Source organism: Blautia sp. MCC270 (genome assembly GCF_018785605.1).
In the GTDB taxonomy this organism is placed as follows: Bacteria; Bacillota; Clostridia; order Lachnospirales; family Lachnospiraceae; genus Blautia_A; species Blautia_A fusiformis.
On record NZ_WQQD01000038.1, the window covers coordinates 69,147 to 88,426 of the forward strand.

19 protein-coding genes are annotated in these 19,280 nt (G+C 44.9%); 18 read left to right on the forward strand and 1 reads right to left on the reverse strand.

Going from position 1 to position 19,280, the window contains the following annotated elements; translation table 11 throughout:
* Positions 1-7: 7 nt before the first annotated feature.
* The 10 genes from GPK58_RS10545 (at position 8) to rpsA (ending at position 10,545) form a co-directional block, all read left to right on the forward strand.
* Positions 8-1,231, forward strand: a complete 1,224-nt coding sequence (locus GPK58_RS10545) for a D-alanyl-D-alanine carboxypeptidase family protein (protein ID WP_252195798.1) — start codon at positions 8-10, stop codon at positions 1,229-1,231.
* A 141-nt stretch (positions 1,232-1,372) separates the two neighbouring features.
* Positions 1,373-2,809, forward strand: a complete 1,437-nt coding sequence (locus GPK58_RS10550; RefSeq protein WP_173722265.1) for an acyl-CoA carboxylase subunit beta — start codon at positions 1,373-1,375, stop codon at positions 2,807-2,809.
* Positions 2,810-2,822: 13 nt separating this feature from the next.
* Positions 2,823-3,584 (forward strand): OadG family transporter subunit, encoded by a 762-nt coding sequence (locus GPK58_RS10555; protein ID WP_015524869.1) that lies wholly within the window; start codon positions 2,823-2,825, stop codon positions 3,582-3,584.
* A gap of 23 nt (positions 3,585-3,607) precedes the next feature.
* Positions 3,608-3,988: a biotin/lipoyl-containing protein gene (locus tag GPK58_RS10560; protein WP_015524870.1), complete on the forward strand. Its 381-nt coding sequence runs from the start codon at positions 3,608-3,610 to the stop codon at positions 3,986-3,988.
* Positions 3,989-4,003: 15 nt separating this feature from the next.
* Positions 4,004-5,152, forward strand: a complete 1,149-nt coding sequence (locus tag GPK58_RS10565; RefSeq protein ID WP_015524871.1) for a sodium ion-translocating decarboxylase subunit beta — start codon at positions 4,004-4,006, stop codon at positions 5,150-5,152.
* Positions 5,153-5,188: 36 nt separating this feature from the next.
* Positions 5,189-6,601: an oxaloacetate decarboxylase subunit alpha gene (locus GPK58_RS10570; protein ID WP_015524872.1), complete on the forward strand. Its 1,413-nt coding sequence runs from the start codon at positions 5,189-5,191 to the stop codon at positions 6,599-6,601.
* 103 nt (positions 6,602-6,704) lie between these two features.
* Positions 6,705-7,934 (forward strand): NAD(P)/FAD-dependent oxidoreductase, encoded by a 1,230-nt coding sequence (locus GPK58_RS10575; protein WP_110102314.1) that lies wholly within the window; start codon positions 6,705-6,707, stop codon positions 7,932-7,934.
* Positions 7,935-7,959: 25 nt separating this feature from the next.
* Complete coding sequence (cmk, locus tag GPK58_RS10580) at positions 7,960-8,625, forward strand: (d)CMP kinase (RefSeq protein ID WP_015524874.1); 666 nt, start codon at positions 7,960-7,962, stop codon at positions 8,623-8,625.
* Entirely contained in the window at positions 8,622-9,488 is an 867-nt protein-coding gene (gene ispH / locus GPK58_RS10585) for a 4-hydroxy-3-methylbut-2-enyl diphosphate reductase (protein ID WP_138277486.1), read from the forward strand. Before cmk ends, ispH begins: the two co-directional genes overlap by 4 nt.
* Positions 9,469-10,545 carry a 30S ribosomal protein S1 gene (rpsA, locus tag GPK58_RS10590; RefSeq protein WP_015524876.1) on the forward strand — a complete coding sequence of 359 codons (1,077 nt, stop codon included), beginning with the start codon at positions 9,469-9,471 and terminating at the stop codon, positions 10,543-10,545. Before ispH ends, rpsA begins: the two co-directional genes overlap by 20 nt.
* 99 nt (positions 10,546-10,644) lie before the next feature.
* On the opposite strand, the gene GPK58_RS10595 is transcribed toward rpsA, so the two are convergent.
* The gene (locus GPK58_RS10595; RefSeq protein ID WP_173741281.1) at positions 10,645-11,664 is read right to left on the reverse strand and encodes a ribonuclease H-like domain-containing protein; all 1,020 of its coding nucleotides are present in this window, start codon (positions 11,662-11,664) and stop codon (positions 10,645-10,647) included.
* A gap of 478 nt (positions 11,665-12,142) precedes the next feature.
* Between GPK58_RS10595 and rsxC the strand changes: the two genes are divergently transcribed.
* The 8 genes from rsxC (at position 12,143) to ruvA (ending at position 19,205) form a co-directional block, all read left to right on the forward strand.
* Positions 12,143-13,468 carry an electron transport complex subunit RsxC gene (gene rsxC, locus GPK58_RS10600; protein ID WP_021650509.1) on the forward strand — a complete coding sequence of 442 codons (1,326 nt, stop codon included), beginning with the start codon at positions 12,143-12,145 and terminating at the stop codon, positions 13,466-13,468.
* Between the two features lie 14 nt (positions 13,469-13,482).
* Positions 13,483-14,460, forward strand: coding sequence for an RnfABCDGE type electron transport complex subunit D (locus GPK58_RS10605; protein ID WP_059085673.1), 978 nt, complete (start codon positions 13,483-13,485; stop codon positions 14,458-14,460).
* Complete coding sequence (locus GPK58_RS10610; protein ID WP_118513492.1) at positions 14,460-15,038, forward strand: RnfABCDGE type electron transport complex subunit G; 579 nt, start codon at positions 14,460-14,462, stop codon at positions 15,036-15,038. The genes GPK58_RS10605 and GPK58_RS10610 overlap by 1 nt, the downstream gene beginning before the upstream one ends.
* A gap of 14 nt (positions 15,039-15,052) precedes the next feature.
* Complete coding sequence (gene rsxE / locus GPK58_RS10615; RefSeq protein ID WP_215638627.1) at positions 15,053-15,757, forward strand: electron transport complex subunit RsxE; 705 nt, start codon at positions 15,053-15,055, stop codon at positions 15,755-15,757.
* Positions 15,758-15,773: 16 nt separating this feature from the next.
* Positions 15,774-16,349, forward strand: a complete 576-nt coding sequence (locus GPK58_RS10620) for an electron transport complex protein RnfA (RefSeq protein ID WP_015524884.1) — start codon at positions 15,774-15,776, stop codon at positions 16,347-16,349.
* Between the two features lie 13 nt (positions 16,350-16,362).
* Positions 16,363-17,154 carry an RnfABCDGE type electron transport complex subunit B gene (locus GPK58_RS10625; RefSeq protein WP_173753502.1) on the forward strand — a complete coding sequence of 264 codons (792 nt, stop codon included), beginning with the start codon at positions 16,363-16,365 and terminating at the stop codon, positions 17,152-17,154.
* 228 nt (positions 17,155-17,382) lie between these two features.
* Positions 17,383-18,447, forward strand: coding sequence for a tryptophan--tRNA ligase (trpS, locus tag GPK58_RS10630; RefSeq protein ID WP_015524886.1), 1,065 nt, complete (start codon positions 17,383-17,385; stop codon positions 18,445-18,447).
* Positions 18,448-18,593: 146 nt separating this feature from the next.
* The gene (gene ruvA / locus GPK58_RS10635) at positions 18,594-19,205 is read left to right on the forward strand and encodes a Holliday junction branch migration protein RuvA (protein ID WP_022426699.1); all 612 of its coding nucleotides are present in this window, start codon (positions 18,594-18,596) and stop codon (positions 19,203-19,205) included.
* The last annotated feature ends 75 nt before the right edge of the window (positions 19,206-19,280 follow it).

The window sequence follows — 19,280 nt, forward strand, 5'->3', positions numbered from 1 at the left end:
ATGCATTATGAGCAAACGGCGTATGGCCGCTGTCGTGCTGGTGACAGCGGTCCTTATTATTTGTCAGATCTTTCCGGTAAAGGCGGCAGATGGCGAAAATCTATATGCACTTTCTGCAGTTCTTATGGATGGGGAGAACGGCCGTGTGCTGTACGGAAAAGAAGCATACAAAGGACGGCCGAATGCCAGCACAACAAAGGTAATGACCTGTATTCTTGCTCTGGAGCTAGCAAAGGGAGATGATTACGTACAGGTTTCCGGGAATGCGGCATCTCAGCCACAGACACGTCTTGGCATGCGGGAAGGCCAGCAGTTTTATCTGGAGGATCTTCTCTATTCCCTGATGCTGAAAAGCCATAATGATTCCGCAGTGGCCATCGCGGAACATATCGGCGGCTCCGTAGAAGGTTTTGCAGAGAAGATGAATGAAAAAGCAAAAGAGCTGGGATGTAAGGACACACATTTTGTTACACCCAATGGTCTGGATGGAGAAGATGAAGGCGGTATCCATCATACAACAGCCCGGGATCTTGCCTTGATCATGGCGTATGCAATAAAAAATGCAACATTTGTCCATATTACCCAGACCAGAGATTATACTTTCACGGATATCTCAGGAAAAAAGCATTATTCGGTACATAATACCAATGCTTTCCTGGATATGGAAACAGGAGTGATCTCCGGAAAAACAGGATTTACAGGAAATGCCGGATATTGTTATGTCTGCGCAGTCCGACAGGACGAGCGATTATTTATCGTGGCTCTTCTGGGATGCGGATGGCCCGGAAATAAAAATTATAAATGGAGCGATACTAAGAAGCTTCTTTCCTATGGCAGGGAAAATTATCAGTATGTGATGCTGCCGGAGCTTCCGCAGCTGCCTGAGATCCCGGTAACAGAAGCAGCACCGGGAAAAGAAGATCCATATCCGCAAAAGTCCGATCATTCCGGATATCCTCCCAAACAGGTTATGCTGAAAATACACGCAGTACTTTCTGAAAAAGATCGTGAGAAAAGATATCTTCTGAAAAAAACAGAAACGATCACATGGGAAACGGAACTTCCGGATAAGCTACCGGCACCAATACAGAAAAACCAGAAGATCGGTACACTCCATGCAAAGCTCAACGGAAAAGAACTCCTTTCCTGCCTTGCAACCGCCGATGACAAAATCGACAGAATTACCTATAAATGGTATGTGGATAAAGTATTTAAGGATTATTTCCATTAATTTAGCGACCCCTGGCATATGTCAGGGGTTAATTTTTTAACGTTCGTGACGAAAAGTATTGAATTTTCTGCAAAAAAAAGGTACAATTATACTCGGCTGAATTTTTGGTTATATTAATAAAAAAATGGAGGGCATAGTATAATGAGTAATGCGACACAAAGCGTAGCGGCTGCAAGGATCGATTCCCTGCTTGACGCCAACAGTTTTGTTGAGATCGGACAGGCTGTCACAGCCAGAGCTACGGATTTCAACATGACTGAAAAAAAAGCACCTTCAGACGGTGTGATCACCGGATATGGTGTGATTGACGGCAGTCTGGTGTATGTATACAGCCAGGATGCATCTGTACTGAACGGAACAGTTGGTGAGATGCATGCCAAAAAGATCGCCAAAATTTATGATCTCGCTCTGAAAGTTGGAGCACCTGTTATCGGTCTTGTAGACTGTGCGGGACTTCGTCTTCAGGAGGCTACCGATGCACTTGAGGCATTTGGTGAGATCTATCTGAAACAGACACTGGCATCCGGTGTTATTCCACAGATCACTGCTGTTTTCGGAACATGCGGCGGTGGAATGGCAGTTGTACCGGCTCTTACAGACTTTACATTTGTAGAGGAGAAGAAGGGCAGACTGTTTGTAAACACTCCAAATGCACTGGAAGGAAACAGAGTGGAAAAATGCGATTCAGCTTCCGCACAGTTCCAGAGCGAGGAGACAGGACTTGTTGACGGCATCGGAACAGAAGAGGAGATCCTTGGACAGATCCGTACACTGGTCAGCATGCTTCCGGAGAACAATGAAGACAATGACAGCTTCAAGGAATGCACAGATGACCTGAACAGAGTATGTGATGATATTGCAGGCTGCACAGGCGACACAGCTATTGCGCTTTCAAGAATCGCTGATAATGGTGAGTTTTTTGAAACAAAGGCAGCTTACGGCCAGGATGTCGTAACAGGCTTCCTTCGTCTGAACGGAGCTACCGTTGGCGCTGTTGCAAACAGAAGCGAATCTTACGATGCTGATGGCAATAAGACAGAGATTTCCGACGGAACTCTTTCTGCAAGAGGTGCAAGAAAAGCAGCAGACTTCGTAAAATTCTGTGATGCTTTTGAGATTCCGGTACTTACTCTTACTAATGTAACAGGATTTAAAGCTACACTCTGCAATGAGAAGATGATGGCTAAATCTGTAGGTGAGATGGTACATGCTTATGCATCTGCAACTGTACCGAAGGTAAATGTTGTAATTGGTAAAGCATACGGAACTGCATACGTTGCCATGAACAGCAAATCTGTCGGAGCAGATATGGTTTATGCATGGGATACAGCTGAGATCGGTATGATGGATGCTTCCCTTGCAGCAAAGATCATGTATGAGGGAGCTGACGCTTCTACACTGAATGAGAAGGCAGCTGAGTACAAAGAACTCCAGAACGGTATCGCATCTGCAGCAGCAAGAGGATATGTGGATACTGTGATCAAAGCAGAAGATACAAGAAAATATGTAATCGGTGCTTTTGAGATGCTGTTCACAAAAAGGGAAGACCGTCCATCCAAAAAGCATGGAACAGTCTAAGTGAGGTGAGCGTATGAGACAGTTTTATAAAAAGATCTCTTCTGTCTGCATGGCACTTCTTTGCGTGGCCGCACTTCTGATCGGATGCACAGCTACTGCATGGGCTGCTGATGAGATTGATGATTCTGTAAAGAGTCAGCTTGTCACAACAACCAAGGGCCTGACGGATGCGATCATCGCAATGTCCGAGGATGATATCCAGGGATATCTGGAATCAGAGGATGCTTTCACACAGAGTGCTGCAAGTGCATGGGATGGCTCCAGAGAAGAGCTTGGTGAGAAAAAAGGTGATATCGAGGAGAAAGATATCACAGTGGAGTATTCCGATGATCAGTATACCGTTGTTGTTCCGGTATCCTTCGAGAAAAACAAAGCGAATTTCACTTATGTATTTGATAAATCAGGAACCCCGACATCTCTTACAGTTGATGTGAATTATACACTGGCACAGAACATGGAGAAGGCAGCGCTGAATACAGTGATGGGTCTCGGAACTGTATTTGTGATCTTGGCATTCCTGATCTTCGTGATCTCTCTTTTCAAATATATTCCCGGACTTGTGGAAGGAAAGAAAAAAGAGAGCAAACCGGCTCCGGCAGCCGCAGCACCGGCTCCGGTTGCAGCACCAGTTGCTGAGCCTGCTGTTGAGGATGTGACAGATGATGGTGAGCTTATTGCCGTGATCGCCGCAGCGATCGCTGCTTCTGAAGGCAAAACAAGCACAGACGGATTCGTAGTACGTTCCATCCGCAAAGTCAACCGCAGAAAAAGATAATCATTATTTAGGAGGATTTTAAAATGAAGAGTTATACAATTACTGTTAACGGAACAGCATATGAAGTTACTGTAGAAGAGAACGGAAACGCAGCAGCTCCAGTTGCAGCAGCACCAAAAGCAGCAGCTCCGGCTCCTAAGGCAGCTCCGGCAGCAGCTCCTAAGGCAGCAGCTCCGGCAGCAGGCGCAGGTTCTGTTAAAGTTTCCGCAGCCGTTCCTGGAAAAGTTGTAAAAATCGTTGCATCTGTTGGACAGAGCGTAAAAGCCGGTGACAGCGTAGTGATCGTTGAGTCCATGAAGATGGAGATCCCGGTTGTTGCTCCTCAGGACGGAACAATCGCCAGCATCGATGTTGCAGAGGGTGCTGCCGTTGAAAATGGAGATACTCTTGCAACAATGAACTAAACAGGAGGTAGACAAATGTCTTATGTAACAAATACCCTGTCAAACCTGATCCATCAGACAGCATTTTTCAACCTTACCTGGGGAAACTACCTGATGATCGCAGTGGCATGTGTGTTCTTATATCTTGCCATTAAACATGGTTTTGAGCCGCTGCTGTTGGTTCCGATCGCTTTTGGTATGCTTCTGGTAAATATTTATCCGGACATTATGCTGAGCATTGAGGATTCATCCAATGGCGTTGGCGGACTTCTTCATTATTTTTACTTAATGGATGAGTGGAGTATTCTTCCTTCACTGATCTTCCTGGGTGTCGGTGCGATGACAGACTTCGGTCCGCTGATCGCAAACCCGATCAGCTTCCTGATGGGAGCAGCTGCACAGCTTGGTATTTACCTTGCATACTTCCTTGCAATTTTCCTTGGATTTAATGGTAAAGCAGCAGCAGCGATCTCTATCATCGGTGGTGCTGACGGCCCGACTTCCATTTTCCTTGCAGGTAAGCTTGGACAGTCTTCTCTTATGGGACCGATCGCAGTAGCAGCATATTCCTATATGTCTCTGGTACCGATCATCCAGCCTCCGATCATGAAGGCATTCACAACAGAGAAAGAGCGTAAGATCAAAATGGCGCAGCTCCGCCCTGTTACAAAACTTGAGAAGATCCTTTTCCCGATCGTTATCACAATCGTTGTTTGCCTGATCCTTCCGACAACAGCTCCCCTTGTTGGTATGCTGATGCTCGGAAACCTGTTCCGTGAGTCCGGAGTTGTTAAACAGCTTTCTGAAACAGCTTCCAACGCTCTTATGTACATCGTAGTAATCCTTCTCGGAACATCTGTAGGTGCTTCCACAAGTGCTGAGGCGTTCCTGAACGTAGATACACTGAAGATCGTAGTTCTTGGTCTTGTTGCCTTTGCCTGCGGTACTTTTGGTGGTGTTATGCTTGGTAAGCTTCTCTGCAAGGTTACTCACGGAAAGATCAATCCTCTGATCGGATCAGCCGGTGTTTCTGCCGTTCCTATGGCAGCCCGTGTATCCCAGAAGGTTGGTGCTGAGGCAGATCCTACAAACTTCCTGCTGATGCATGCGATGGGACCGAACGTTGCTGGTGTTATCGGTACAGCGGTTGCTGCCGGTACATTCATGGCGATCTTTGGTGTCTAACCCATTGTCTTATAAAAATTTGTAAGGAGAATAATTATGGCAGAAATAGAGAAAAAACCTGTGAAAGTTGTGGAAACGATCCTGCGTGACGCTCATCAGTCCCTGATCGCTACACGTATGAGCACAGAGCAGATGCTTCCGATCATTGAGAAGCTTGACAAAGTCGGCTACTATGCAGTAGAGTGCTGGGGCGGTGCTACTTTCGATGCTTCCTTACGTTTCCTGAAAGAGGATCCGTGGGAAAGACTTCGTAAACTTCGTGACGGTTTCAAAAACACAAAGCTTCAGATGCTGTTCCGTGGACAGAACATCCTTGGATATCGTCCATATGCAGATGATGTAGTAGAGTATTTTGTACAGAAATCCGCAGCTAACGGTATCGATATCATCCGTATCTTTGACTGTATGAATGACCTTCGTAACCTTCAGACAGCTGTAAAAGCAGCAAACAAGGAGAAAGCACATGCACAGGTTGCAATGGCTTACACACTTGGTGATGCTTACACACTTGATTACTGGACAGATCTTGCAAAACGTATCGAAGATATGGGTGCAGATTCCATCTGTATCAAAGATATGGCAGGACTTCTTGTTCCATACAAAGCTACAGAGCTTGTTCAGGCTCTCAAAGAGACTGTTAAGATCCCGATCGATCTTCATTCTCACTATACATCCGGTGTTGCTTCCATGACATATATGAAGGCAGTAGAGGCAGGTGTTGACATCATCGACACAGCAATGTCTCCGTTTGCTCTTGGAACATCCCAGCCTGCAACAGAGGTTATGGTTGAGACCTTCAAGGGAACACCATATGATACAGGATTTGATCAGCAGCTTCTCGCTGAGATCGCTGACTACTTCCGTCCGATGCGTGATGAGGCTCTTGATACAGGTCTTCTCAATCCGAAAAACCTTGGTGTAAACATCAAGACTCTTCTGTATCAGGTACCAGGCGGAATGCTTTCCAACCTGACATCACAGCTGAAAGAGCAGCATGCCGAGGATAAATTCTACGAAGTACTTGAGGAAGTTCCGCGTGTACGTAAAGACCTTGGTGAGCCACCGCTTGTTACACCGTCCTCCCAGATCGTTGGTACACAGGCTGTATTTAACGTGATCATGGGCGAGCGTTACAAGGTTGTCACAAAAGAGACAAAAGACGTGTTAAGTGGTAAGTATGGCGCAACAGCCAGACCGTTCAATCCGGAAGTACAGAAAAAATGTATCGGAGATATTGAACCGATCACATGCCGTCCGGCAGATCTTCTGGAGGATGAGCTTGATAAGCTTGAGAGCGAGATGGCACAGTACAAGGAGCAGGATGAGGATGTTCTCACATATGCACTGTTCCCGCAGGTTGCCATGGACTTCTTTAAATATCGCCAGGCTCAGAAGACAAAAGTTGATGAGACTGTAGCAGATACCAAGAACGGCGCATACCCGGTATAAAGCACACATAGAAATGCAGATGCATTTCAAAACAGGAAAAGGAGCTTGCTGTATGCAGGCTCCTTTGTGCATAAAAAAGATAAAAAAGGCAGGATAACAGGTAATGTCCAAAGTTGCGATCATAGGCGGCGGTGCCGCCGGAATGCTCTGCGGTGTATATGCTGCGCGCAGAGGACACCAGGTTCACATACTGGAAAAAAATGAGAAACTCGGAAAAAAGCTTTTCATCACCGGAAAGGGACGATGCAACGTCACCAATGATTCCGATACCGAAGAACTTTTTCCGGCAGTGATGTCAAACCGCAAATTTCTTTACAGTGCTTTCTACACCTATGGAAGCAGAGATGTGATGGAATTTTTTGAGGAGGCAGGAGTGCCGCTGAAAACAGAGCGTGGAAACCGGGTTTTTCCGGTATCGGATCATTCATCAGATATTATCCGTGCGCTTGAGCGGGAACTGAAAAAAGCCGGAGCGCAGATCCATCTTCATACAGAGGTAAAGGAAGTTTGTACACAGGATGAAAAAGTTACCGGTGTATTACTTTCGGACGGTACCTTTTTTGAAGCGGATACTGTGGTAGTTGCCACAGGAGGGCTTTCCTACCCGTCCACAGGTTCCACAGGAGACGGATATCGTTTTGCAGCTGAGACGGGACATAAAGTTGTTTCCCAGTCACCATCACTGGTACCACTGGTGGCAAAAGAAGATTATGTCTCCAAACTTCAGGGCCTTTCCCTTCGGAATGTGGAGCTTACAGTAAAATCCGGCAAAAAAGTTCTCTATAAAGATTTCGGCGAGATGATGTTTACTCATTTCGGAGTGACAGGACCGCTGATCCTTTCCGCCAGTGCCCAGATCGGCAAAAAGCTGGAAAAGGAGCCTTTGGAGGCTTTCCTGGATCTAAAGCCGGCGCTTGATGCAGAACAGCTTGACGCCCGGATCCTGCGTGAATTTGATGCAAATCATAACAAGCAGTTTAAAAATGTGATCGGTGTTCTTTTTCCGTCTTCTCTGACTCCGATCATGATCGAAATTGGCGGTATCCCCGGGGAAAAACCGGTACATGAGATCTCCAGGGAAGAGCGTCAGGCTTTTGGCCGTCTGATCAAGGCTTTTCCGTTTACGATCACGGGAATGGGAGAGTTTAAGGAAGCGATCATCACAAGAGGCGGTGTGTCAGTAAAAGAGATACAGCCATCCACAATGGAATCCAAAAAAATAAAAAATCTGTATTTTACAGGTGAAGTACTGGATCTGGATGCAGTGACCGGTGGCTATAATCTTCAGATCGCATGGTCTACAGCGTATGCGGCAGCTCAGGCGATAGAATAACAGAAAAGAGGAAGGAGCAACGATTATGGGTATTAATATTGCAATTGACGGACCGGCAGGTGCAGGAAAAAGCACAATTGCAAAAAAAGTGGCAAAGGAGCTGTCCTTTATTTATGTAGATACAGGGGCAATGTATCGTGCCATGGCACTTTATCTTCTGGAAAAAGGGATCAGCGGTGACGAAAAAATCTCTGAAGCCTGTCACGATGCGGATATCTCTATCCGTTATGAGAACGGTGAGCAGCAGGTGATCCTTAACGGAAAGAATGTAACTGCGTTCCTCCGTAAGGAAGAGGTAGGAAATATGGCATCTGTAAGCTCTGCAAATCCGGAGGTGCGTGCACATCTTCTGAAGCTGCAGCGCAATCTTGCAGCCGAGAATAATGTAGTTATGGACGGAAGAGATATCGGAACCACTATTCTTCCCAATGCGGAAGTGAAGATCTTTCTGACTGCAAGTGCAAAGACCCGTGCCAGCAGACGATACCTGGAGCTTACAGAGAAGGGTGAAGCCTGCGATATGGATGAAATCCTGAAAGATATTGTTGACAGAGATGAGAGAGATATGAACCGCGCGGTTTCTCCGCTTAAAAAAGCAGAGGATGCTGTTCTTGTTGATTCATCTGAGATGGGAATTGACGAAGTGGTTGAGAGTATCCTTTCCGTATACAGAAAAAGGGTGAATGGATGAACGTAAAAGTTGCAGAAACTGCCGGCTTCTGTTTCGGCGTACAAAGAGCAGTTGACCGTGTTTATGAGCTGATCGGTTCCGATGCAGCACCGATTTATACACTGGGCCCGATCATCCATAATGAGGAGGTTGTCTCAGATCTCGAAAAAAAAGGTGTGGCTGTGATCTGTGAGAAGGATCTTGGCAGCCTGAAGGGCGGCACTGTTGTGATCCGTTCCCATGGAGTAGGCCGCAGGGTTTATAACACGATCAAAAAATATGGTCTCGGATATGTAGATGTTACCTGTCCTTTTGTGCTGAAGATCCACAAGATCGTCGAGAGAGAAAGCTCCAGAGGTGCCCATATTGTGATCATCGGTGATCCGGGCCATCCGGAAGTACAGGGGATCTGCGGATGGTGTCAGGGACCATATACAGTGATCAGAAATGCAGAGGATGCTGAAAAATTCAATATTTCTCCGGAAAAAGAAGTATGTGTAGTGTCCCAGACGACATTTAATTACAACAAATTTCAAGAATTAGTTGAAATTCTCCGCAAAAAGAGTTATGATAATAATGTTTTAAATATTTTAAATATTTTAAACACTATTTGTAATGCTACCGAAGAACGGCAGAAAGAAGCTAAAGCGATAGCCGGAGAGGTAGACACTATGCTGGTCGTAGGTGGCCGACATAGCTCCAATACTCAAAAGCTGTTTGAAATATGTAAAAAGGAATGTGGAAATACTTACTATATACAAACACCTGTAGACTTGGATTCTGAAATGTTCCAATGCAGTAGTTGTGTAGGTATTACAGCAGGGGCTTCCACCCCAAAGAAAATTATTGAGGAGGTTCAAGAACATGTCAGAGTTAAGTTTTGAACAGATGCTGGAAGATTCCGTAAAAACAATCAGAAATGGAGAGATCGTACAGGGTACCGTCATCGATGTTAAAGATGATGAGATCATCCTGAATATCGGCTATAAAGCAGACGGTATCATCACAAAGAACGAGTACACAAACGATTCAAGCGTTGTGCTTACAGACGTTGTTAAACCTGGCGATACCATGGAAGCAAAGGTTCTCAAAGTAAACGACGGAGAGGGACAGGTTACACTTACCTACAAACGTCTTGCTGCAGAGAAAGGCAACAAACGTCTTGAGGAGGCATTCGAGAACCAGGAGGTTCTGAAGGCTCCTGTAACACAGGTACTTGACGGTGGTCTTTGTGTCAATGTTGAGGAAGCAAGAGTATTCATTCCTGCAAGCCTTGTATCTGACACATATGAGAAAGATCTTTCCAAATATGCAGATCAGGAGATCGAGTTCGTTATCACAGAGTTCAACCCAAGAAGACGCCGTATCATCGGTAACCGCAAACAGCTTCTTCTTGCTGAGAAAGCTGAGAAACAGAAAGAGCTTCTTGCTAAGATCAACGTAGGCGATAAAGTTGAGGGTGTTGTTAAAAATGTTACAGATTTCGGTGCATTCATCGACCTCGGCGGAGCAGACGGACTTCTTCACATCTCTGAGATGTCCTGGGGCAGAGTAGAGAACCCGAAGAAAGTATTCAACGTAGGTGATAAAGTTACAGTTCTTATCAAAGATATCAACGGAGACAAGATCGCACTTTCCCTTAAATTCCCGGAGGAGAACCCATGGCTTACAGCTGCTGAGGACTTCGCAGTAGGAAACGTAGTAAAGGGCAAAGTTGCACGTATGACAGATTTCGGTGCATTTGTTGAGCTTGCACCTGGAGTAGATGCTCTTCTTCATGTATCTCAGATCTCCAGAGAGCACGTTGCGAAACCATCTGATGTACTTTCCATCGGTCAGGAGATCGAGGCTAAGGTTGTTGATTTCAATGGCGAAGACAGAAAGATCAGCCTCAGCATGAAAGCACTCGAGGATAATTCTGCAGAGCAGACAGAGGAGTAATTTCTCAGAAGCTGTACAGCAGTTGAATATTTTGAATTTCAGAGGCCGTCACATTTATTGTGACGGCCTTTTTTTGATTGGAATTGCGTAACAGAGATATTATTTAAGAACAGAAAGATAATATGACAGGCAGTGCTTCAGATAGGTTTTCTGTTTTAAAGGATCATGCAGAAAAGCTTCTGTTACAGGGAACCAGGTGTAACAGGTTTCCCTTTTGGCAGGTCTTCGGAGCTTTTTATCCATGCAGGCACTTAAGGTTTTGGGTATTGCAGTGTCTTCGGAAGGGATGTAATCGTAATCCTTATAATTGGAGTAGTATTGCTTTAAACGTCCATTTTGAGACTTTACAAGAAGACGGACACGGTTATTCTGTCCGATTATGTAGAATTCTTCACTATGATTTGAAAATTCAACAGGCAGATCGTAATTAGTTTTAATGGTAAAGGCCAATTGATCGTCTTGAATTTCACAATTTAGTGCTTCGTAATCTTCATTGAAAAGAGCAAGATAGGACAGCATTGAGAAAATTTTTCCAAGTCCCAGAAGATCTTCCCGGTTATGCCCCATAACGATCTCTGCCGCTTCCGGTTTCTTTCCGGAAGCGAATTGTTTGTAGAGACGGATGCAGGCACCCCCATCACAGTAGTTCCGTTCAGTGATACCGAGAAATGATTCCATAGAAGGCTGATTCATCCGTGAAAGCTTCAGAAGTCCCTTGAGCGGCTTTAGTTCCCGGTAAAGGTCCAAAGAAGGCAGCTTTGCAAAAGGGGAAGAGAGTCCGTGGACCTGATATCGTGCATCCAGATAAGGCTGGTCAAAGCTGTCACCGTTATATTGGATCGTACATGAAAAATTCTGAAGGAATTCAGAAAATGTTTTCAGAAGTTCAGGTTCTTCCTCTTCGTTTTCAATCATCCACTGGTACATCTGCCAGTTGTTTTCTTCGTAGGCTACAGCACCGATCAGATACAGAAAAGTGGAATTTCGTGATAGTCCTGTAGTTTCAATATCATAGAAAAGCGGTACAAAACGCTCTGAAAATCCATGATTTTTAGTCAATTTTTTAACAGTCTTAAAGTCTGGAAACCCTTGTAAAATCGGCATTTTTTTAACGATCATGTTAATTTTCTCCTTTATGGATTGTATCTGATTATACACAAAAAAATTGCTTTTCAATAGTGCAATTTAATGTGAAATGAGTTATAGTTATTAGTAGAGTTGATGATAAAAAACAGGAAATGGTACTGGATTTATGTAGGGATTGACAGTGAAAAAATGACTATTATCGCTTCATAAATTGGTTATTCATTTACAGCTTTTTATGAGCTGGTGAATATCTTCTACCGAAGTATATCACAGGATCGTGTCTGGATTCAATCTTTCATACATATCCTGCTCAAAGCAGAAGCTATTTTGTTACTGTTCGCTGGTAATGTTTCGCGAAATGATTTATGGGAGCGAAATAGATCTTGTTTGTCTTGGATGAAATAAGAAAAGGAAAATCAGAAATACAGAATCAACTTTAAAAAAGAGTATATGCGCAACGCAGAAATACCATGTACATGTACTTGCAAAAATAAAGGAGGAGATGAGATCTATGGCATTTTTAACCTTCAGGGGTGGTATCCATCCTTATGACGGCAAAGATTTGTCAAAAAACTGTCCTGTCGAGAAGTATCTGCCGAAGGGAGATCTGGCAATTCTTGTTTCTCAGCACATCGGAGCTCCGGCCAAGCCGATCGTAAAAAAAGGTGATCATGTGCTTGCAGGACAGAAAATCGCAGAAGCAGGAGGATTTGTTTCCGCACCGATACACTCGTCTGTATCAGGAACCGTAAAGGGAATCGAGAAACGTCTGACCGCAGTAGGCGCCATGGGTGATGCAATCATCATTGAGAATGACGGTCTGTACGAATCTGTGGAATATGCACCTGCAAAGCTTTCGGATCTTTCCAAGGAGGATATCTTGAAAAGGATTCAGGAAGGCGGAGTTGTTGGTCAGGGTGGTGCAGGTTTCCCGACACATGTAAAGCTTTCACCAAAGGAACCTGACAAGATCGATCATATCCTGGTCAACGGTGCGGAATGTGAGCCTTATATTACCAGTGACTACCGAAGGATGATGGAAGAACCGGAAAGCATTGTTGGTGGTCTGGAAGTAATCCTGAAAGCTTTCCCGAAGGCAGTGGGATGTATCTGTATCGAGGACAACAAACCGGATTGTATTGCCAGGATGAAAGAAGCCATCAAAGGCAAAGAGCGTATGGAAGTAAAAGAGCTTAAGACCAAATACCCTCAGGGTGGTGAGCGTACACTGATCTATGCGGTAACAGGCAGAGAGATCAATTCCACCATGCTTCCGGCAGATGTAGGATGCGTGGTTGATAACGTAGAGACCGTCACTTCTGTTTATAAGGCAGTGATCCTTGGACAGCCGGTTATCAGCCGTAATGTAACGGTTACCGGAGATGGTATCCGTACACCGAAGAACTTTTCCGTTCTTACAGGAACAGATCTGTCTGAACTGGTAGATGCTGCAGGCGGACTGAAGGAAAAGATCGCAAAAGCAATCTCCGGCGGACCGATGATGGGATTTGCGCTGTATGATCTTCATATTCCATGTACGAAGACAACTTCTTCCCTGCTTTTCCTGGAGCGTGACGCAGTTTCCGAGGCGAAGCAGATCCAGACTGCATGTATCAATTGCGGACGTTGTGTAAGCGTCTGTCCGGGCCATGTGGTTCCGGCCCGCCTTGCAACTCTTGCAGAACACGGCGATATGGCAGGCTTCGAAAAAATGGATGGTATGGAATGCTGCGAGTGCGGCTGCTGCAGTTACATCTGTCCGGCCAAACGACCTCTGACTCAGAGTATTAAATCTATGAGAAAAATGGTTCTTGCAGAGCGCAAGAAAAAGAAATAGGGGGAGGAATAACAATGGAACAAATGTATAACGTATCATCTAATCCCCATATCAGGGATAAAATGACCACCAGCCGTATTATGCAGCTGGTAGTGATCGCACTTCTGCCGACAACACTTTTCGGTATCTGGAACTTTGGAGTGCATGCACTCCTTGTAGTGCTGGCGACGGTTGCATCCAGTGTGTTTTTTGAATGGCTGTATGACCGACTGATGCATAAAAAGAATACAACTACTGATTTCAGTGCAGTTGTAACAGGACTTCTGCTTGCACTGAACATGCCGCCCCAGATCCCGATCTGGATGCCGATCCTTGGTAGTGCTTTTGCGATCATTGTTGTAAAACAGCTGTTCGGTGGACTTGGACAGAACTTTATGAACCCGGCTCTTGCAGGAAGATGTTTCCTTATGATCTCTTTTGCCGGAAAAATGACTAACTTTGCAGTTTCCAAAAGCTCCCATGCTGTTGTAGATGCGGTTACACAGGCAACACCTCTGGCAGCGCTTAAAAGCCAGGGATTCATTGAGGGGACTTCTATTCCTGTAAAGAATCTCTTCCTTGGTAATATCCAGGGTACCATCGGTGAGACTTCTGCCCTGGCGATCCTCATCGGTGCAGTGATCCTTCTTGCATTTAAGATCATCGATCTGAAGGTACCTCTTACATATATTGGAAGTTTTGCAATATTTGTCATTTTCTATATGCTGGGAACAGGCAAAGGCTTTGATGTAAACTATCTTTTCAGCCATATCTTTGGAGGAGGTCTGATGCTTGGAGCCTGGTTTATGGCAACCGATTATGTGACGACTCCGATCACTCCGAAAGGTCAGCTGGTATATGGCTGCTGCCTCGGTATCGTGACAGCGGTATTCCGTCTCTTTGGTGGTTCCGCAGAGGGCGTTTCCTATGCGATCATTTTCTGCAATCTTCTGGTTCCGCTTATTGAAAAAGTAACAAAACCGGTTGCTTTTGGAAAAGGAGGCAAGAAATAATGGGTAAGATTATCAGAAATACATTGATCCTTACAATCATTACAGTAGTTGCCGGCCTTGGCCTTGGACTGGTTTACGAAGTTACCAAAGAACCCATTGCAAGAACCGAGGAACAGGCAAAAAAAGAAGCATGGCAAACTGTATTCAGTGATGTAAGCCTGGAAGATTTTAAAGCTGTAGATGTAGACAAGGAAGCAGCAGATAAAACAGCTGCAGATCTTGGAATCAAAGCAACCGTAGATGAAGTCTGTGAAGCAGCAGATGAAGGCTATGTGGTAACTGTAACCGATAAAGAGGGTTACGGTGGTGATATCCAGATCACAGTTGGTGTAACAAAAGACGGTACCGTCAGCGGCGTTTCCATTCTTTCCATCAGTGAGACTGCCGGACTTGGAATGCGTGCTACAGAAGCGAAGTTCCAGGAACAGTATGTTGGAAAGAATACCGATAAATTCTATGTATCCAAGGACGGCGGCGAAGGTGAGCCTATTGATGCTATCAGTGGTGCGACCATCACATCCAGAGCTTTTACCGGTGCAGTCAATACAGCTATCGGCTATTGCAAAAACGCATTTTAGGAGGGTAGTTGAATATGAATAATTGTGGTGAAAGATTAAAAAACGGCATTATAACCGAAAATCCGATTTTCGTCCTGATGCTTGGTATGTGTCCTACCCTTGCGGTAACGACTTCTGCGATCAATGGTATTGGTATGGGACTTTCCACAACCGTAGTTCTGGTTATGTCAAACATGCTCATCTCCATGTTGCGTAAGGTTATCCCGGATTCTGTCAGAATGCCGGCCTTTATCGTAGTTGTAGCATCGTTTGTAACTATCGTACAGTTTCTGATGGAGGGCTTTACTCCTTCTCTTTATGAGTCACTTGGAATTTACATTCCACTGATTGTTGTTAACTGTATCATTCTGGGACGAGCAGAGAGTTATGCTTCCAAGAACCCTGTCCTTCCGTCTATCTTTGACGGACTTGGAATGGGTCTTGGCTTTACAGTGGGCCTGGTTGCCATTGGTCTTGTAAGAGAGATCCTTGGTTCTGGAAAGGCTTTCGGAGCACAGATCATTCCGGTTGCTGATGCAGCTACCGGTGCTGTCGGCTATACCCCGATCACTATCTTTATCCTTGCACCTGGAGCATTTCTGGTTCTTGCCGGACTTGCAGCGATCCAGAACAAAGTAAAGATCAACATGGCAAAGAAGGGCAAAGATGTTTCCAAGATCCAGTCCGGCTGTGGCTCCAATTGTGCGACCTGCGGCGGATGTCCTTCCGACAAAGAATAAAAAGGGGGAATAGAAAATGGCAAGCTTGATGTTGATCGCAATTGGTTCTGCGCTTTGCAGTAACGTTGTATTGAGTCAGTTCCTGGGAATCTGTTCTTTCCTTGGAGTTTCCAAGAAAACAGAAACCGCAGCCGGCATGGGTGGTGCAGTTGTGTTTGTTATTACTATTGCATCTTTTGTTGCAGGACTGCTTTATAAATTCATCCTGGTACCGACCCATTTTGAGTATCTGAAAACGATTGTATTTATCCTGGTTATCGCGGCACTGGTACAGATCGTAGAAATGTTTCTCAAGAAATTTGTACCATCCCTTTACAAGGCACTTGGTGTATACCTTCCTCTGATCACAACAAACTGTGCAGTTCTTGGTGTAGCACTGAACAACGTTAAATATGAATACAGCATTCTTGAAAGTGTTGTCAACGGATTTGCCACAGGTGTAGGTTACCTGATCGCAATTGTATTACTTGCGGGAATCCGTGAAAAAATGGAATACAACGATATTCCGGAATCCTTCCAGGGTATGCCGATCGTTCTGCTTACGGCAGCACTGATGGCTATTGCATTCTTTGGATTCTCCGGAATCGTATAGGAGGAAGAAGAGCATGAGTATAACAGGAATTATTATGGCTGCAGTCATTGTCGGCGGTACTGGTTTATTCATCGGTATTTTCCTCGGACTTGCAGACAAGAAATTAACCGTTAAGGTAGATGAAAAGGAAGAAGCCATTCTCGGCGTTCTTCCAGGAAATAACTGTGGTGGTTGTGGATATCCGGGATGTTCCGGACTCGCTGCCGCAATTGCAAAGGGAGAAGCTCCTGTAGATCAGTGTCCGGTTGGTGGTGCTCCTGTTGCAGCCAAGATTGGCGCGATCATGGGACAGGAAGTAAAAGAAACCGCACGTCAGGTTGCTTTTGTAAAATGTGCGGGAACCTGTGATAAGACGACTGTGAAATATGAGTACACAGGTGTGGAAGACTGTGAGATGATGGCTTTCATCCCAGGTAGCGGTGCAAAAGACTGTACATTCGGATGTATGGGCTTCGGAAGCTGTGTAAAGGCATGTCCGTTTGATGCGATCCATATAGTGAATGGTATTGCGGTCGTAGATCAGGAAGCATGTAAAGCCTGTGGCAAATGTGTTGCCAAATGTCCACGTCACCTGATCGAGCTGGTACCATATGACAAACAGACACGTGTAGCCTGCAGCTCCCACGCAAAAGGTAAGGCAGTTACAGCTGCCTGCGAGCTTGGCTGTATCGGCTGTAAAAAATGTGAAAAGAATTGTCCGTCCGAGGCGATCACAGTTACCGATTTCTGTGCACACATCGATTACGATAAGTGTACAGGCTGCGGTAAATGTAAGGAAGTTTGCCCAAGACATGTGATTCTGTAAAACAAAAAAGAACTGCCTGTCACGGAAGTTTTCCGAGTGACGTGGCAGTTCTTTTTTGGAATAAAGCATGTTGTGCCCGATAATGCATAAATAAAATAAATACATACAAATTTTTGGTTATATTTCAATGAAAAATTGCAGTTTCCGGTTAAAAATATTTGACCGGTGAATTTCAAGGGGCTATAATAGGATATAAATATTCAGTATACTTCAAGGAGAACGAAATTCATGAGTAAGATTATTTTAACTGGCGACCGCCCGACGGGGCGCCTTCATGTAGGTCATTATGTTGGATCTCTGGCAGAGCGTGTGAAGCTGCAGAATTCCGGCTTATATGATGAGATTTATATTATGATCGCAGATGCCCAGGCACTTACAGATAATGCAGAGCATCCGGAGAAAGTACGCCATAACATTCTTCAGGTTGCTCTGGACTATCTGGCATGCGGGCTTGATCCGGAGAAATCCAATATTTTTATCCAGTCCATGGTTCCGGAGCTGACAGAACTTACCTTTTATTATATGAATCTGGTTACGGTAGCACGAGTACAGCGTAATCCTACCGTTAAATCCGAGATTAAGATGCGTAATTTTGAAGCCAGCATCCCGGTAGGCTTTTTCTGCTATCCGATCAGTCAGGCTGCTGATATTACTGCCTTTCGTGCAACACATGTACCGGTAGGTGAAGATCAGCTTCCGATGCTTGAGCAGTGCAAGGAGATCGTCCATAAATTTAATACCGTTTACGGTGACACACTGACAGATCCGGAAATTGTTCTTTCTTCCAATAAAGCATGCTTACGTCTTCCGGGAATTGACGGAAAGGCTAAGATGAGTAAATCTCTCGGAAACTGCATCTATCTGTCTGATGAAGAAGATGTTGTGAAGAAAAAGATCATGTCCATGTTTACAGATCCGAACCATCTTCGTGTTCAGGATCCTGGTCGTGTAGAGGGAAATCCGGTATTTATCTATCTGGATGCCTTCAGCCGCCCGGAACATTTTGCTGAATTTTTGCCAGAGTATCAGAATCTGGATGAACTTAAGGCTCACTATCAGAGAGGTGGCCTTGGTGATGTGAAAGTCAAGAAGTTCCTGAATAATGTTATGCAGGCAGAGCTTGGACCGATCCGTGAAAGAAGGAAAATGTGGGAGCAGCGAACCGAAGATGTGTTCGATATCCTGAAAGCCGGTACAGAGGTTGCCAGAGAAAAAGCTGCCGCAACGCTTCATGATGTCCGTTCTTCTATGCGGATCAATTATTTTGAGGATCAGGATTTCCTTAATCAGTGATAGAAAACAGCGAGAGGAATCACAGGCTCGTATACAGGATCAACCCGGAGATTGTATTCCGGGTTGATTTTTTTTGAAAATTATGTTACTATTGCGTTCATATGGGAAACAGATGTTCAGCTGTTTCAGGGAAGGAGCCTTGAGATTTGATTTCTTTTGTAAAAGGTACTGTAGCAGATATCGGTGAAAATTGTCTGGTTGTGGAAAATGGCGGAATTGGTTATGAGATTTATATGACAGGACAGGATCTTGGGAAAGCACGGATAGGCGATGAAAAGAAGATCCATACCTTTCTCTATGTGCGGGAGGATATTCTACAACTATATGGTTTTTTTTCGAAGGATGATCTTGGCATGTTCAAGCTTCTGATCGGTGTCAACGGAGTCGGACCTAAAGGCGCTCTGGGTATCCTTTCCGGGATCAGTGCAGACGAGCTTCGTTTTGCAGTGCTTTCCGATGATGTAAAAACAATCTCCAAGGCCCCTGGAATCGGGAAAAAGACAGCCCAGAAAATGATCCTGGAGCTGAAAGACAAGCTGAAGTTGGAAGATGCTTTTGAGATGAAACTGGCGCATCAGCAGGAAGAAGCAGCTGAGGGAGCATCTGATCTGAGGGATAGTCGTCAGGAAGCGGTGGAGGCGCTTGTCGCATTAGGATACAGTTCTGCAGATGCCCTTCGTGCAGTACGAAAGGTACCGGAAGATGTGCCGGCAGATGATGTAGAAGCAATTCTTCGGGCTGCACTGAAAAATTTTTAACAAATGTAGCAAGAATTCTCCCACCTCTTCAGATGGTGAGATGAATTGCACATCTGAGCATATCTGCTTAAAAAA